This window comes from Streptomyces flavusporus (genome assembly GCF_046267975.1).
GTDB lineage: Bacteria > Actinomycetota > Actinomycetes > Streptomycetales > Streptomycetaceae > Streptomyces > Streptomyces flavusporus.
Map to the genome: position 1 here is coordinate 6,140,962 of NZ_CP176503.1, position 16,265 is coordinate 6,157,226.

Genomic DNA, 16,265 nt, shown 5'->3' on the forward strand with positions numbered 1-16,265 from the left:
TGGCGGCCAGGGACGGCGTCACCCGATCGCGATGCGCGTCTTCCAGTAGCTCGCCGGAGCGATGATCTCTGTGCCGGACCCCGGGACGGTGGTCCGGCCGCCCGCGTAGAACCGTACGGATCCGTCGGACCGCACGCCCCATACGTCGGGGATGGCGTCGCCGTTGGCGTCGGGGGTGCCCATCAGCAGCGGGAAGTTGCTGACCGCCCAGCCTGCTGCGCCGTACTCGCTGTCCTCGCCCCCGGCCGAGCTTCCGGCGTTGCCCAGTGAGGGTGAGGCTGACCCCGCCTCCGGAGGCGGCGATGCCCTTGCGCAGCAGGAGCCTGCCCGACGTGTCGGACCGGTAGACGAGGTCGGTGACACCGTCGCCGCTGACGTCCAGCGCGGTGACGATGTCCCGGCTGGTCCAGCCCGAGGCCCACAGCCGGGTCGCCTGGTCGATGGTTGCTCCGTGGTAGCCGGTGAAGACCCACAGCTCGTCGCCGATGGTGGCGAAGAAGTCGGTCCGGCCGTCTCCGGTGGCGTCGCCTGCCGACACGAACTGGGTCAGGTCGGCGGGGCTGGGGGCGCCGTCGGGGAGGAGGATCTCGCGGCGCTTGTCGATGTTGACGGCGCCGTAGCCGTCACCGGGGTACACCCACAGCTTGCCTCCGACCCTGACGACCAGGTCCTGGAGACCGTCGCCGCCGTAGATGTCGCCGTTGTGGGTGATCAGCGCGCCCTTGAAGTGACCGTTGGGCGCGGCCACGTAGGGCGGCAGGTCGTCGCCGTTGGGGTCCTTGTCGGGGTTGTCCCGGTAGGCGCCGGGCATCGAGTAGTCCAGGTCGCCGCTGCCCTTGGTGAGGTCGGTGGTGGCCTGCGAGGGATACAGGGCCAGGTTGCCTGCCTCGGTGACGACCATCATGTCGGGCAGCTTGTCGCCGGTGAAGTCGCCCGACGCGTCGGCCTGGTCCCGGGGCGTGACGTAGAAGAAGTACTTCGTCGCCTGCGAGGGGTTGCCCGCGCTGTCCACGGCCCTGACGTAGAGCACGTTGGGCCCGGCCGTCGGCGGTTTGGCGTTGGAGATGGTCGCACTGACGCTGGTGGCCGTGCCGGCGGTGCGTGTGAGGCTGCCGGTGTAGGTGGGCGAGTTGAAGCCATACTCGTAGCGCACGACGTCGCTGTTGAGCGCGCGGACCGTGAACGATCCGGGTGTGCCGAACTTCTTGGTGGACCAGTTGGCGTCCTCGGCGTCGTTGCCGAAGCCGTTCTCGCTGCCGTCGGCGTTGGGGAAGTCGGTGGAGCTGACCTTCGGCGGCCTGGGCGCGGTGGTGTCGAGGACGAAGCGGCACGGCGTCTTGGCCGGGGCGTAGCTCGAGCTGGTACCGGCGTCGTCGACGGCGCGCACCCGCCACGAGTACAGGGTGCCGTTGGTGAGCTTGCTGGTGGAGAAGCCCGTCGTCGTGCGCAGTGCGGTGTCCTTGTCACCGCCGACGGAAACCTTGCCGGTGGAGCCCAGCAGATCGCCAGTCGTCTCCCACTTGCCGTGCGGCCACAGGTCGAAATCGAGGTAGTCGAGGTTGCTGTCCTTGTCGGACGCTCGTGCGGTGAACGTCAGGTTGCCCGAGCCCATGCGGACGTACGGCTCGGTGGTGGTGCACTTGCCGTCCGGGCCGAGATCGAGCGACTTGGCGTCCATGGTCGGTTTGCGGTTGTAGACGAGCTCCAGCACGGGCGCGTTGTCGCCATTGGCCTGGAACTTCTTCCACGCGTACTGCGAGTGCTCGTCACGTGCGCGCAGGCCGAAGGTGATGGTGTCCTTGCCCTGGTCGGCCTGCTTCTGGGCCGCCTTCCGCACGTCGAACGTCTCGTACGCGTCCCGGCAACCGGACTTGTATCCGTGCGCGAAGCTCTTGGTCGCGAACTTGTTGCCATCGTGCAGCTTGGGTGCGTTCTTCCAGTTGGTCTTGCCGTTGACCGGGCCGGTGAGGTGCACGCTCATCGAACGGGCGCTGCACGACCAGGAGTACGTCTCCAGCATGCGCAGCTTCGCTCTGGTGATCTTCGTGCCCTTGAGGTCCTTGTCGAAGGCGATGTTGAAGTACGAGCGGGAGGTGCCCCAGGTGTCCGACTCGAAGCCGACGCGGGCCTCGTGCGTACCGCCCTTGTTGAAGCCCCTGCCGTTGTAGAAGGTGGCGTTGGGGTGGCGGCTGTAGGCGGTGGTCCAGTCCTGCGTGTGCTTCTTCACCGACGGGTCGATGAAGACCGGGTACGTGGTGGCCGGGTCGCCTCCGACGTCACCTACTCGCCGTACGGCGAGGTCCTGCGGACGGTGTCCGGCTCCCAGCCCTACCGGGTCTGGACCACCAACTTCGTCGACCCGCACACCGGCCGTCTCCAGCGCACGGTCGCCGACCGGGAGACCTCGGGTCCGCATCGCATCTCGGACGGCTACTACTCGTACGACAAGTCGGGCACGATCACGTCCCACGCGCGCAAGCTGTCGGACGCCTCGGGCGAGACCTGGGACAGCCAGTGCTTCACGTACGACGTTATGGGCGAGCTGGTCAACGCCTGGACCTCGAAGATCACCCCTGACGGCAACGGCACCGGCTGCAAGGCGTCGAACGGCACGACGTGGGGCCACCGCACCGACTATGTGGCGTCCTCCGGCCCGGTGGCCGATGCCCCGGACGCGTCGACGGACGTGTCGAGCCCGGACAGCTCGCTGTCGTCGACACTGGCGGCTACCGCTCCCGACGCGGCCACGGTCGCCACCGGCACGACGGCCTATCGCCAGTCCTTCACCTACGACTGGCTCGGCAACCGCCGCGTGATGACGGAGCAGGACCCGGCGGACGCGTCCAATAACACCACCTTCACGTACGGCTACGACACCGCGCGGCCGCACCTCATGAAGTGGGTCAGCTCCAACCCGTCCGGCCAGGGCAGCAGCTACACCTACGACGCGGTCGGCAACACCGAGGTCCGGGACCTGTCCTCCACAACGCAGAACCTGACCTGGACGGCCGAGAACAAGCTCGACACCATCACGGACGACGGCAAGAAGACGACGTACGTCTACGACGCCGCCGGCAACCGCACCCTGGAGAACTCACCGTCGGGCTCGACGCTCTACCTGGGCGAGACCGAGGTGACGACGGACGCCACGGGTGTGATCACCAAGGCTTCCCGCTCCTACGCCCAACCCGGCGCACCTACGGTGACCCGGACCACGAGCAACGGCGCGACGACGGGCCACAAGCTGAACGTCCTGCTCCCGGACCACCTCGGCACGGCAAACACAACGATGGAAGTGTCGAGCGGTCAGCCCGTCACCCGCCGCGAGTTCAAGCCGTACGGCGAGGTCCGTGGCACCAAGCCGACCAACTGGCCCAACAAGCGCGGCTACCTGGGCGTGGGCATTGATGACGCGGCAACGGGTCTTACTCACATAGGCGCCCGCGAGTACGACCAGAACTCCGGCCGTTTCCTGTCGGCGGACCCGATCATGAACCTCGCGGATCCGCTGCAGATGAACGGGTACGCGTACAGCAACAACAGCCCGGTCAGCAAGAGCGACCCCACCGGGCTGTGCCCTTACATTGACTGCCCGACCCGTCCCAGCCCTGGTGCCGAAAACACCACTCCGGGGCATGTCCCGGGCGAAGAGAAGAATTCTCAGAACTATCAAGCGGCCCTGGACGCCGGCAACGTCACCCCATCTGTCGTTACGAAGAAATACCAGGAGGTTTACCCGAAGGTCTTCGTTGAGCGTAGTTGGAAGTACGCCAACCAGTACGGCCACATCCTTAGCCGGGTAATCGACAACTACTGCAAGTACGCGCTGGGACCGTGCCTGACTGGAGCGGAGACCCCAGAAGCAGCCCAAATGGATCAGCAACAGCTGGCGCTGTTGAAATTCCGAGCTTGTGCGATTCTTGGGCGCAAGAGTGGCTGCATGGGGAGCGTGGCCTCCTTCGCATCTGCGATGTCTGCGGCCGCAGTGCTTGGTGGAGGTGGTGGCGAAGGGCCTGGCAACCTGACCAGTGCTGGAGCCCGGGGGCGGAGCTTCAAGACCAGCAAGCCGATTGCCGGACCGTTGCCTGATATCGGACAGACCTCGTTCTATGCGATCGTCAGCTCCACTGGCAAGCTCATCAAGTGGGGTATATCGGGGAACCCTGTTGCTCGCTATTCGTCCCGGCAAATAGCTGAGATGGGTGGGGCGCGCATGCAGATCATTAAGAATTTTGATTCAAGGCGTGACGCTCTGGACGCGGAACGATACATGGTCGAGCGACACCCTGGTCCCGCCAACTTCGAAGACCATAGAGGAGCCGTCACGCCGAGTCAGACCTGGGAGCAAGATCTCCGATATGCAACCGGCGGTGGTCTATTCAGAGACCTTGGGCGATAGATGTGGTCGTGAGGTCGGGGGCTTCACTCCTGGCCCCGACGATCCCCTGCCGGTGGCTCCTGGCTGGTACCCTTCGCTTAAACTCGGGTGTCGACCTGGAACGGCGCAACTTGCAAAGGGAAACAGAATGTCTATCCTCGGCAGCCCTTACTGCTTCATTGAAAATGAACGCGGAGAGCGCTTCGATAATCCTTCCGAGGACCTGATCTTTGAGTTCATCGGCGAGCTTAATTCCCATGATAATGGCTCTTTCGTTGTGGAGCCGGTAGAGCCTTCTGTCGGTTGGTACGTGTCGGTATCGTTGCTCGATAGTGGCGAGTTCGAGACCGTCTATCGCTGCTCTAGTCGAGGTGAGCATCGAGTGGTGGTTAGTGATTCGCCATCCGACATCTCTTACGATGTGACAGTTTGGATTTCCGGGCTGCCGAGTTCCTTGAAGCCCAGCCGTACACAGAGTTGACCGCCGAATCCAGAAATCTTGGCGCGCCTGAATTTGAAGCTTCGGTCGACGTAATTGGACAAGGTCGGAAATCTGAGCGCCGCTGGTTGACTCATGGCGATGTGCGTCGGCCGTTCGGATGTGTGCCCGTAATCCAGACCTGGCGCTTTCTCGGGTGGCGATATAGAGGGATTGGATGGGCTCAGTGGACATCCGCGATGCGATCAGTGCCAACCTTTCGCATGCGCTGGTGATGGAGCTCACGGTGTTCGACACCGACTCCGCCGGGTTGCATGACTGTGCGTTCCGCTGGCTCACCGAGGGTGTCCGAGAGTATGCGGGAGTCGGTATCCTGCAGAGCGCTGGCCGGTACAGAATCTCCGGTGAAGGACTCTCTCGGGTTCCCGCCTTGAAACCACGTGGCGACTCGAACCGATGGTCCTACGTTTCGGTGGCGCCGCGTGACACATTCGACGTCCGCTACAACCCTTACACCCCGGAAGTCCTTCCGTGGCTGAAGATGTCCATCGACGATCGGGCGGAGTCGATCTCCGTCGAGAGCGGGGAATTCACGGCCGAAGGTGAAATCGGCGACCCTGGCCTCTGGATCTCGGTCACATTTGATGAGGACCTTCCGGAATATGTGAAGCTGGTCGTTCACATGGATGAGGCGGAACTTCTCGATCCGGAAAGGGCCTCGGACGCACAGGACCGCCTACTGCGGTCCGCCCGGTGGGCGTGCGATCGGTACAACGTGGTGTTCGGGCATGTCTCCTACCGTCACGCCGGCGAAATGACGGAGCTCGAGCGTTTCCTCCGAGGTGAGGCCGGTGACCCGGCGGTCAACACTCCTCGGTGGCGCTCGGAGTTGCGGGGCTATTCATGGCTCATGGTCATCTCCGCCGACGTTGCCGTAAGGCTGGGAGGCGCCGACGCCCTGCGGGATTCGCAGGCTTTCCACTCCGTGATCTCACTGCCCAACGGATCGCTGCTCCTTCAGGCCACACCGACGTTCCGGGAGTACCGCGGCCCGGCAGTCGCGAACGTCTACCGCGCCGTGCGGGACGTGCTTGTGACCGGCGAATTCCGTGTCTTCCCGCCCATGCCCGGCGTACCCCCCGCCTACATGGTCGTCCTGCCGGATTGAACGGCAGGAGCCTTGTAGGACGGACCTCGCGCCAGCGCGAAACTGGGGGACACGCAGGGCTGTTTCAAAGTCCCGGTGACGCTGCGAAGTTGCAGGTCACGGTGGTGTGACTGCTGCTGGTCAGCCCGTCTCGTACGCAATGAAGCTCCGGTTGGAGCGGGTGACCTCTCAAGTCGCCCTGCCGAACCGGAGCTTCGATGTGCCGCCAGTCTGCCAGTGTCTGCCTGATCAAGTCGCCCTCGCGTCAGCACCGCGCACTGCCGGGACTGCCACAGCGGCTGGCCACACTGGCTGATCCGCGGCACCGGCGCGGGAAGCGTCACCCGTTCGTGAGCGTGCTGCTGATCGCGTGCTCGGCCGTGGTGGCCGGGGCCCGCTCGTTCGCCGCGATCGGGCAGTGGGCCAAGAACGCTCCGAAGGAGGCTCTCGCCCGGCTCAGTGCCCCCACCGCCAGCGTGTTCGCCGTCCGCGTCGCGCCGAGCCCGGCGACCGTCCGCCGGATCCGAAGTCCGCCCAGCCCGGGGCGAAGAAGGACCTGTGGGCAGACCGTGAGCTCGATCCGAGGCCGAACGGCATGGACTTCGTCGGCGGTACCCTGGCGCGCTGCGCCGAGTAGTTCTGCCCTCCCGGTTCGGACCACTGGCTCCTCCTGCATCTCGACCACCCCACGGACACTCCGCTTCCGGTCTGTGCAGCAATCGGGCCGGCGCAAGCTCCCCGCGAGGAGACGCTCCGTGTTCTCACTGAGGCGGACGCCCCGAACGCGGTCGAACCTCCCGTCATCAAGAGCTTCCGTTCCGAGCGGCTCGGCGAAGGTGTGACGACTTTCCGGTATGTGTCACAAGAGGACTCACCGCATCCGCTGGCCTGCGTTCGCTATGCATGGCAGGTGGCGGAGCACGGAGCGGACGTAGCCATGTGGACCGCCACGGAGCACGTCGGGCACATCCATCAGGCCGCCGAGGACCTGGAAGAGCTGGCGCGTTCGCTGGCCAATCTTCGTTCCCTGATATGGAGCAGGCCACTTCCGTGATCCTGGACAGGGTCGGTCATTGACGGCTGCCTCGCTGGCACCGACCTGGTCCTGGACGCGTGAGCGCGCCCGCCGACCCCACGGTGACAGGCTGGGAGGGGGCGGAGCCCAAAGCCCCTGGTCAGATACGGTGACGGGGTGACCGAGAGCCTGCCTGCCGACGTAGCCGACGTGCTTGGGGCAGTCCTGAACGCGGAGGATCCTGTTCACGTCGCGCTTCGAAAGCAAATTCCGCACCTCAGCGTGCGAGCGCGCTGCACATGTGGGTGCGGTACCGCCTACTTCGAGCTCGACACCAGCGAGGTGGAGCCGGTGGCGACTCGCCCCGGCACTGTCGTGGCGGCCGAGGCGCAGCTCTTCACCGAGACTGGCGAGTGCCCCGGTGAGGTCCTGGTGTTCATGCAGGGCGGCTACCTGTCATGGCTGGAAGTCTGTTCATGGAGCGACGACATCGACATAACACTGGCCGCCGCGCGTCAGTGGCTTCGGTCACGCTCTTGATCCAGCGTCCAGCGGTCTCCGATTTGGACGACACCACGACCCAACCCACATCACGAGTTCAAGTTCAGTAGTACGTCAGGTAGTTGCCCACGGTGCTGTCGGCGGTGGCGACGGGCAGGCCGCGGTTGCTGTCGGCGATCTTCTCGGCGGGCTTGTCGTCGGCTTCTTTGCGGGTGGCGCCGTAGACGCGGAGGCGCTCGCGGCTGCTGCCCCACGGGGTCTGCAGCCGCCTGGCCGTCTTCACGCTCAGCACGACGGCCGTGGCGCGACGGGGTGAGTACAGGCCGTACTCCACCAGATCGCAGAGACGGTCAGCTTCGAGAACCCGCTCGCGGTGACGGAAGAGCAGCTGTGTACGAGATGAAGGGCGCCCAGGCGGAGAACTCGAAGGTGAGGTTGGGACCCTCGGCGTGCTTGGAGTCTCGTATGTGGAGGGTCGTGGGAGTGGAGGCTATCTCGACGCAGTTCGCAGCCTCGGCGCTGTACGTCGACTTCTGCCAGGCGAGTTCGGGCATAGCGGGCTCCTCAGAGGTCTCGGGCGATGCGTTGGATGAGGTCTCGGGACTTCGGCTCGGGCAGGGCGCGGGACTCCATGCGGTCGAGCACCCGGCGGTAGCGGCTCAACTGGTCCTCAGCATCTAGGAATTCGCAGCCGTGGTCGGTGTCCAGGACCACGGTGTCGAGTTGGGGGACCGGGCCGGTCGCGTACGTGATGGGTTGGCCCGCAGTGGGGAAGCCGGTCTGCCCGAAGGGGATCACCAGGACGGTGATCGTGGTCTGCTCGCTCATTTCCAGGAGGTAGTCGAGCTGGGCGCGGGCGATGTCCGGGCCGCCGAAGCCCATGCGCAGGGCTGCCTCGTGAACGATGGCCGTGTAGGGAGTCGGGGTGTCCTCAAACAGGATGGCCTGACGCTTCACGCGGTACGAGACGCGGTGTTCGATCTCGTAGGGGCGGAGCGGCGGCACGGCTTCGCGCATGGTGGCGCGTGCGTGTTCCGGAGTTTGTAGCAGGCCCGGCATATGGACCGTGACGGCTACTCGGAGCGCCGTTGCGTGGTGCTCAAGTTCGGCGAGGTCAAGGAGGCCGGACGGGAGATTGTCGCGGTACTCCTCCCACCACCCGCGCTTGCGGGCACCTGTCATCCCGGCGAGGGCGTCGACATACGCCTCTTCGGCGCAGCTGTAATTGCGTGCCAGCGTTCGCACGCGATCGGCGCTCACGGCGTACCGGCCGGCTTCGATGTTGCTGATCCGGGCCTGCGGACTGCCGAGGAGAGCGGCAGCAGCGGTAGACGTGAGGCCTGCGCGCTCGCGAAGCTTCCGCAGCTCGGCGCCGAGGCGCTGCTGACGCAGGGTTGCGGTGGTGGCGGGTGGCATGGCGGGTCGCTTCTCTCCTTGACGCGGGCGCGTGCGGTCACCCACATGAGTGGTGAATGGAAGACCTTCGCTGAATCAATGGAATATCTTCCAATTCTGTCGCTAGCGTATATGCCGTACCGCCCAACTCCCCACGCCCATAAGTCGGAAGCGCACCACTCCAGGCACTGCCACCGCCCGGCGCGGCCATGGGCGAGTCGTCCAATCCCCTTCCTCCCGGAGGTGTTCCATGGTCACCGTAGCCCTGCCCAACACCTGGGTGTACGCCCTCCGCCTGCCCCATGACCCACGCGCCGCACGTGTCGCACGTATGACCGTGCGGGCAGCGCTCGACGGGCACGGCATGCATGAAGTCCTGGACGTCGTCGAGCTGTTGACCTCCGAGCTGGTCAGCAACGCGTACCGGCACACGCACGGCCCCGCCTCGCTGCGGCTGACCGCACTCGGCGACGGACGATTGCGGGTCGGAGTCCGGGACAGTCACCCGCATGTCCCCGCCCCTTTCGGCAAGTCGCCCATGGATCGGGTCCGGCCCGCTCCCGTGGACGCCGACAGCGGGCGCGGACTGCACCTCGTGCAGCAGTACGCCGATGCGTGGGGCGGCTGGCCGCTCGGGGACGGCCCGCTCAACCGGGGCGCCGGAAAGCTGCTGTGGTTCGAGGTGTGCTCTCGACGGACGGAGCGTGGTTCCGCAGCCACAGACTCGTGTGGAAAACTGCCCACGTTGCGCATGTGAACAGGGCGGCCCAAGCGGCGGGGGAGTTGGTTGCGGGTGAGCAAGCGGCAGATTCAGAAGATGCTGCAGTTGATGGCTGGTGGTGAGCCCGTGCAACTCACCAGTCCCATGGCCTCCGTCAAGAAGCTCGCCCGGCTCGCCTTCATCGCCCAGCAGTTCGGGTACGAGTACGCGGACGCACGGCAGACCGGCTCCCGCAACAACGCGCTCGTGATGATGATCGTGCCCGATCCCAGCCCGCACGCCCGCGCGCGGGCCGCGCAGAACTGGGCGCAGTATCCGAACGCCGGCGACGGCGTCTCGCTGCCGCCCCTCGTGCCGGACGCCGTCGAGCTGCTCAAGGCGAGGATCAACTTCGACCTCACCGGCCGGCACTCCGAGAAGCAGCGGCTGGGGTATGCGGCAGTCGCCATCACTGTCGGGTCCCTTCTCGTCGGGGTGAACATCGGCGGGGACATCGGCCTGCTCATCGGCGGGATCATGTGGGCCGTGACCATGGGTCTGCTCGGCTTCGCGATCACCTGGGGCCGGAAGCGCAACGCCAAGTTCGCGGCCCTTCTCCAGGCCGCCGGGTTCGCGCCGGTCACCGACGAGAGCGGGCGGCTGCGGTATCTGCCGCCGGGCGGTCAGATGCCCGGGCACGGGAATCCGTTCGGCGGGGCGCCGTTCGCGGGTGCGCCCGTCACCGGTATGCCGGGTGGCGGTTACGGGCAGCAGGTCCCGGCCCAGGGCCCCGGGCCGTACGGCCAGCAGCAGGTCGGCGGCGCGTACGCCCCTCAGCAGCCCCCGGCCCCGTATGCCCAGTCCCCGGCCCCGGGCCCGAACGCCCCCGGCCCATACACTCCCCAGCAGCCGTACGGCTATCAGCAGCAACCACACGGTTATGGCCAACCCCCACAGCATCCCGGTTCATAACAATCAGCAGCACAACCTCCCATCCCGCCTCCAAGGGGTTGCGACCTGCGTGAGTGAACATCTCTGTTCTGCAGAGTGGTGAGGGAGGCGAGCATGCAGCCCTGACAAGAACAAAGGTTCCCGTCTCGAATGCGTGACCTCTTCGCTTGGTGATCGTTGAATGCTCTGAAGCGATCTTCACGGTGGGGTGTGGGGGTGACGGATGGGTGGGCTGCGAGAGGCGGCGGAACCCTTTGTCGTGCCCGGACCCTCTGGAGTGGCGATCCGTACCCGGCTCAAGCACTTGACGGCTGAGGATGTGAAGGTGCTGCGGCTGGTCGGCGACCATCTTGGCGCGCTCGCTGCCCGTGATCTGAAGGTTCGGTGTGCGGCTGGTCTCACTCACGACAAAGACCAGTGGGCCGAGCGGAAGCGAGGGCTGACCGCGGAGTCGTCGTCTCGCTACGCCGGCGCCATCACGAAGGCGACTCACGACCAGTGGGCCCTCGCCCGGCGCGGCCAGATGGCGTACATCCAGAACCTTGAGCGCGGAATCGGCATGATCCGGCACCGACTGTCTCTCCCTGTCGACGAGCCTGGCTCGAAGCGGGCGCCGGGCGGCTACCGCAGCGCTCAGGAGTGGTTCGCCAAGACCCGCCGCCTGCACGTCCTCGAAGATCGGCTCTCCGCCGTTCGGGCCGACTGGGAAGCCGGAAAAGTGCGTGTGGTGCACGGCGGGAAGAAGCTGCTGAACAACCGCCATAACCTTGAAGCTGCACAGTTTACCGAAGACGAGTGGCGCCGCAGGTGGGAGGCTGAACGCAGGTTTCTCCAAGCGGACGGTGAGGCGGGCAAACCCTTCGGGAACGAGACGATCCGCGTCACCCCGGAGGGCGTGGTGAGCATCAAGCTCCCAGCACCGCTGGCCCACCACGCCAACGCCCCCCACGGCCGCTACGTCCTCGCCGCCCGTGTCTCTTTCCCGCACAGGGGCGACCAGTGGGGCGACCGAGTACAGGCGAAGCGGGCTGTGGCGTACCGCATCCACGAAGACGTGACGAGGGGCCGTTGGTACCTCACCGCGTCGTGGACGATGACCCCGGGCAGAACCGTCCCGTTGAAGACGGTGCGCGTCGGCGGGCTGGTCGGCGTGGACACGAACGCCGACCACCTCGCCGCCTGGCGGCTGGACAAGCACGGCAACCCTTGTGGTGATCCACGCCGATTCTTTTTCGACCTCACGGGACCGGCTTCGCACCGTGACGCCCAGCTCCGGCATGCGGTGATCCGGCTGCTGCACTGGGCCAAACGTCACGGCCTGGCCATCGCCATCGAGGACCTGGACTTCCAACGGGAGAAAACTCGCGAGAAACACGGTCGCCGCAAGAGGTTCCGGAGGGTGATTACCGGGCTCCCCACGAGCAGGCTGCGCGGCAGGCTCGTGGCAATGGCCGTCGAGCTCGGACTGACCATCGTTGCCGTCGACCCCGCCTACACGTCCCGTTGGGGTTCCCAGCACTGGCAGAAGCCCCTCACTACGAAAACCAGGAAGACCACCCGTCATGACGCCGCAAGCGTCGCGATCGGGAGGCGCGCCTTAGGGCATCCGATCCGGCGACGGACGACACCGCCCCACGACGACCAGAGTGATCGTCGTGGGCATCGGACCGTCCAGGCCGAATCGGACACCCGACGGCGCGAGGAATCCCGCCCTCGCATTCCCGGACCACGCACCCGATGCGTGCTGCCCGGATGCGGTGAGAAAGTGGGGGACCAGTGTGTCCAGGACCGTTCGGGACACGCGGCTGAGTACGTGGAACTCACGCTCAGTCTTCAGGAACGGTGAGAGCAAAGTTCCTTTCCGGTCACCCACAGCCACAGACAGGAAACGCGCCCTCCCTACCTTTGGGACTCAACCGCTCAGAGCAGTACCCGAGTCCCGGAGCACCGTGGAGGCGTCATGACAGCCCCGAGTACAGCCCCCGCACCCCCGAGCAGGGGCGGCCGCTGGATCCAGCACTGGGATCCGGAGGACGAGACCTTCTGGAACGAGACGGGTGAGAAGGTCGCCCGGCGGAACCTGTTCTTCTCCGTTCTCTCCGAGCACATCGGGTTCTCGATCTGGACCCTGTGGTCCGTGATGGTGCTCTTCATGGGGCCGGAGTACGGGCTCACCCCCGCCGACAAGTTCACGATCGTCTCGATGGCCACGCTGGTCGGCGCCATCGTCCGCGTGCCGTACACCTTCGCCGTCGCCGTCTTCGGCGGCCGGATGTGGACGGTCATCTCGGCGAGCCTGCTGCTCCTGCCGACGGTCGCCGCGTTCACCGTGATGGAGCCGGGGACGTCGTTCACCACGTTCCTGCTGTGCGCGATGCTGGCCGGTGTCGGTGGCGGGAACTTCGCCTCCAGCATGACCAACATCAACGCCTTCTTCCCCCTCCGTAAGAAGGGGTGGGCGCTCGGTCTGAACGCCGGTGGCGGCAACATCGGCGTGCCCGTGGTGCAGCTCGTCGGTCTCGCGGTCATCGGCGCCAGTGGCGGCCCGCGCCTGCTGCTCGGCATCTACATCCCGTTCATCGTGATCGCCGCCGTCCTCGCGTGGCTCAAGATGGACAGCATCTCGTCCGTCAGGAACGACACCGGCGCAGCCAAGGACGCCGCGAAGGACGCCCACACCTGGATCATGTCCTTCCTCTACATCGGCACCTTCGGCTCCTTCATCGGCTACAGCTTCGCCTTCGGCCTCGTCCTGCAGACCCAGTTCGGCCGTACGCCGCTGCAGGCCGCCTACGTCACCTTCATCGGCCCGCTGCTCGGCTCCCTGATCCGCCCGGTGGGCGGTTCGCTCGCCGACCGGTTCGGCGGTGCGAAGATCACGCTGTGGAACTACGTCGCCATGGCCGTCGCGACCTCGGTCATCATCGTGGCCTCGATGCAGAAGTCGCTGCCGCTGTTCACCACCGCGTTCATCGCCCTGTTCGTGCTGTCCGGCCTCGGCAACGGCTCGACGTTCAAGATGATCCCCGGCATCTTCCACGCGAAGGCCGTCGCCAAGGGGCTCACCGGTGAGGAGGCCGCGTCCTACGGCCGCCGGCTGTCCGGCGCCTCCATGGGACTCATCGGCGCGGTGGGCGCGCTCGGCGGCCTCGGCATCAACCTCGCCTTCCGCCAGTCCTTCCTCACCGTGGGCTCCGGCACCGGCGCCTTTGTCGCCTTCCTCGCCTTCTACGCCGTCTGCTTCGTGGTCACCTGGGCCGTATACCTTCGCCGCCCGGCCGCCCCGGAGACCAACGCCACACCGGCCTCAGAGGCAAAGCCGCAGCTCAGCTACGCCGAGGTGTGACGTAACACCACCGACATCAAGCCGAACCGAGCCTGTCACGCACCGTTGACAGGCTCGGTCGGCATGTAGGTGCAACGACTCGAGTGCGGGACGAGAGTTATGTACGAGCAACAACAGCGACCGGATCAGCCGACGGGGCAGGCGGCGGACATGGCGGGACAGCGGGCGGAACACGGGCCCCTCGCCGGGTTCACCGTGGGCGTGACGGCCGCGCGCCGGGCCGACGAACTCGGGGCGCTGCTGCAGCGGCGCGGCGCCGCCGTCCTGCATGCTCCCGCTCTGCGCATCGTGCAGCTCGCCGACGACAGCGAGCTGCTCGCCGCCACCAAGGAGCTCATCGACCGCGTGCCGGATGTGGTCGTGGCCACCACGGCCATCGGTTTCCGGGGCTGGGTCGAGGCCGCCGACGGGTGGGGGCTCGGGGAGGCGCTCCTGGACCGGCTGCGCGGGGTGGAGCTGCTCGCCCGCGGGCCGAAGGTGAAAGGGGCGATCCGGGCCGCGGGGCTGACCGAGGAGTGGTCGCCGTCCTCCGAATCCATGGCCGAGGTGCTCGACCGGCTGCTGGAGGAGGGCGTCGACGGGAGGCGTATCGCCGTACAGCTGCACGGGGAGCCGCTGCCCGGGTTCGTGGAGTCGCTCAGGGCGGGCGGGGCGGAGGTCGTCGGCGTTCCCGTCTACCGGTGGATGCCTCCCGAGGATCTCTCGCCGGTCGACCGGCTGCTGGACGCCACCGTCTCGCGCGGTGTGGACGCGCTCACCTTCACCAGCGCGCCGGCCGCCGCGTCCCTGCTGTCCCGGGCCGAGGAGCGCGGGCTGCTGCCCGAGCTGCTCGCCGCGCTCCACCACGACGTGCTGCCGGCCTGCGTCGGGCCGGTCACCGCGCTGCCGTTGCAGGCCCGCGGCGTCGACACGGTGCAGCCCGAGCGTTTCCGGCTCGGTCCCCTCGTACAGCTGCTGTGCCAGGAGCTGCCCGGGCGGGCGCGGTCGCTGCCGATCGCCGGGCACCGGGTGGAGATCCGCGGGCACGCGGTGCTGGTGGACGGCGACCTCAAGCCCGTACCGCCGGCCGGGATGTCCCTGCTGCGCGCGCTGTCCCGGCGGCCCGGCTGGGTGGTCGCCCGCGCCGAGCTGCTGCGTGCACTGCCCGGCGCCGGCCGGGACGAGCACGCCGTGGAGACGGCGATGGCCCGGCTGCGTACGGCGCTGGGGGCGCCGAAGCTGATCCAGACGGTCGTCAAGCGCGGCTACCGGCTCGCCCTCGATCCGGCTGCCGACGCCAAGTACGCGGACGTGTGACGGCCGGCTACCGACTCGCCCTGGATCCGGCGGCCGACGCGGAGTACGCCGACGTCTGACGGCCGGATCGAGCACGGCGAGGTGCGCTCGGTACGCGGGGTTCCGGTCGCCGCGGCGGGCAGGCACTGTGGGAGGGAACGGTTCCTCAGCCTCCCCCGGCTAGGCGGTGACGCGCGCATGGCACTGGGTACGGCCCCGGCCCCGTACGAGCTGCGGTTCGATGCCGGGCGGATCTGTCTGGACCTGCTGGCGACCACCCACCCGGTGGAACGGCTCGGCTCCGTCGAGGTGCTGCGCGCCTGGATCACCGGGTCGGGGCTCGTCCCGCCCGGCACCCCGCTGGCGCACGCCGACGTCTCCTGGCTGGTCGGCGTCCGCGAACTGCGCGCCCATGTCGGCCAGTTGGTGCACGGCACGCTGTCGCCCACGACCCGGCCGTACGATCTCGCGCTCGCCCGCGTCAACGAACTCGCCCGCACCGCACCACCGGTGCCGCGCGCCCTGCGCGCCGAGGACGGCACGCTCGTACGGGAGTTGGACGGGCCCCCTGAGTGCGCCGCACTGCTCGGTGCGATCGCCCGGGACGCCGTGGAGCTGCTCACCGATCCCGTCGCCCGGGCGAGCCTGCGGCAGTGTGCGGGCGACAACTGCCCGATCGTCTACCTCGACACGTCCCGGGGCCGGCGCAGGCGCTGGTGTTCCAGCGAGGTGTGCGGGAACCGGGAGCGGGTCGCCCGGCACCGGCGTCGCACGGCCGCTCTCACTCGCGGCTGACGGTCCCTTATATGCCTTCTGCGGCATGTCGGTTGGTGTGTCGTCGAAGTGATTTCGACAACATCGCGTTTCGGACTTCGAACGCCCCATCGCCGTAACGATCTTGCCAGTGTGGCGAAAACGTAAAGGATGAGCGGGGGAATTGTGTGCCCATGTCCCGCTCATCACGTCACTCCGAAGAAAACTGTCATCTCACTTTGAACACACCACGGCCCGCGTCCGTACCCGGTGTTGAGCGACCGACTGGGGGAACCCCCGGACACCGGAGGTGGGCGTGCGCAAGGATGCGGCCGTGGCCAATGAACGTGGATCGAGGGCCCGAC

General features: G+C 67.0%; 13 protein-coding genes and 3 pseudogenes. 12 read left to right on the plus strand and 4 right to left on the minus strand.

Annotated elements, in window-relative coordinates; genetic code table 11:
- Positions 1-18: 18 nt before the first annotated feature.
- Positions 19-2,266, minus strand: a pseudogene (locus ACKTSN_RS29030) (DNRLRE domain-containing protein); the annotation flags it as partial.
- A gap of 3 nt (positions 2,267-2,269) precedes the next feature.
- Between ACKTSN_RS29030 and ACKTSN_RS29035 the strand changes: the two are divergent.
- The 6 genes and pseudogenes from ACKTSN_RS29035 to ACKTSN_RS29060 form a co-directional block, all read left to right on the plus strand.
- Positions 2,270-3,577: pseudogene (locus tag ACKTSN_RS29035) on the plus strand (RHS repeat-associated core domain-containing protein); the annotation flags it as partial.
- A gap of 949 nt (positions 3,578-4,526) precedes the next feature.
- Positions 4,527-4,859, plus strand: coding sequence for a hypothetical protein (locus ACKTSN_RS29040; protein WP_409471800.1), 333 nt, complete (start codon positions 4,527-4,529; stop codon positions 4,857-4,859).
- A gap of 184 nt (positions 4,860-5,043) precedes the next feature.
- Positions 5,044-5,985, plus strand: a complete 942-nt coding sequence (locus tag ACKTSN_RS29045; protein ID WP_409471801.1) for a hypothetical protein — start codon at positions 5,044-5,046, stop codon at positions 5,983-5,985.
- Positions 5,986-6,182: 197 nt separating this feature from the next.
- The gene (locus ACKTSN_RS29050) at positions 6,183-6,806 is read left to right on the plus strand and encodes a transposase family protein (RefSeq protein ID WP_409471802.1); all 624 of its coding nucleotides are present in this window, start codon (positions 6,183-6,185) and stop codon (positions 6,804-6,806) included.
- A 68-nt stretch (positions 6,807-6,874) separates the two neighbouring features.
- Positions 6,875-7,018, plus strand: a complete 144-nt coding sequence (locus ACKTSN_RS29055; RefSeq protein WP_409471803.1) for a hypothetical protein — start codon at positions 6,875-6,877, stop codon at positions 7,016-7,018.
- Positions 7,019-7,156: 138 nt separating this feature from the next.
- Positions 7,157-7,519: a hypothetical protein gene (locus ACKTSN_RS29060; RefSeq protein ID WP_409471804.1), complete on the plus strand. Its 363-nt coding sequence runs from the start codon at positions 7,157-7,159 to the stop codon at positions 7,517-7,519.
- Positions 7,520-7,586: 67 nt separating this feature from the next.
- Here the strand turns inward: ACKTSN_RS29060 and ACKTSN_RS29065 are convergent.
- From ACKTSN_RS29065 to ACKTSN_RS29075, 3 genes and pseudogenes are all read right to left on the minus strand, one after another.
- Positions 7,587-7,730 (minus strand): annotated as a pseudogene (locus ACKTSN_RS29065) (site-specific integrase); the annotation flags it as partial.
- 100 nt (positions 7,731-7,830) lie between these two features.
- On the minus strand, positions 7,831-8,034 hold the full coding sequence (locus ACKTSN_RS29070) for a DUF397 domain-containing protein (RefSeq protein WP_409471805.1): 204 nt from the start codon (positions 8,032-8,034) through the stop codon (positions 7,831-7,833).
- 10 nt (positions 8,035-8,044) lie between these two features.
- Positions 8,045-8,896, minus strand: a complete 852-nt coding sequence (locus ACKTSN_RS29075; RefSeq protein WP_409471806.1) for a helix-turn-helix domain-containing protein — start codon at positions 8,894-8,896, stop codon at positions 8,045-8,047.
- A gap of 229 nt (positions 8,897-9,125) precedes the next feature.
- Between ACKTSN_RS29075 and ACKTSN_RS29080 the strand changes: the two genes are divergently transcribed.
- From ACKTSN_RS29080 to ACKTSN_RS29105, 6 genes are all read left to right on the plus strand, one after another.
- Positions 9,126-9,632 carry an ATP-binding protein gene (locus tag ACKTSN_RS29080; RefSeq protein ID WP_409471807.1) on the plus strand — a complete coding sequence of 169 codons (507 nt, stop codon included), beginning with the start codon at positions 9,126-9,128 and terminating at the stop codon, positions 9,630-9,632.
- Positions 9,633-9,668: 36 nt separating this feature from the next.
- Positions 9,669-10,547: a hypothetical protein gene (locus tag ACKTSN_RS29085; protein ID WP_409471808.1), complete on the plus strand. Its 879-nt coding sequence runs from the start codon at positions 9,669-9,671 to the stop codon at positions 10,545-10,547.
- 202 nt (positions 10,548-10,749) lie between these two features.
- A complete protein-coding gene (locus tag ACKTSN_RS29090; protein ID WP_409471809.1) occupies positions 10,750-12,372 on the plus strand; it encodes an IS200/IS605 family accessory protein TnpB-related protein in 1,623 nt (540 codons plus the stop codon).
- 114 nt (positions 12,373-12,486) lie between these two features.
- Positions 12,487-13,872 (plus strand): nitrate/nitrite transporter, encoded by a 1,386-nt coding sequence (locus ACKTSN_RS29095; RefSeq protein ID WP_409471810.1) that lies wholly within the window; start codon positions 12,487-12,489, stop codon positions 13,870-13,872.
- Positions 13,873-13,971: 99 nt separating this feature from the next.
- A complete protein-coding gene (locus ACKTSN_RS29100) occupies positions 13,972-15,168 on the plus strand; it encodes a uroporphyrinogen-III synthase (protein WP_409471811.1) in 1,197 nt (398 codons plus the stop codon).
- Positions 15,169-15,345: 177 nt separating this feature from the next.
- Positions 15,346-15,942 (plus strand): CGNR zinc finger domain-containing protein, encoded by a 597-nt coding sequence (locus ACKTSN_RS29105; protein WP_409471812.1) that lies wholly within the window; start codon positions 15,346-15,348, stop codon positions 15,940-15,942.
- The last annotated feature ends 323 nt before the right edge of the window (positions 15,943-16,265 follow it).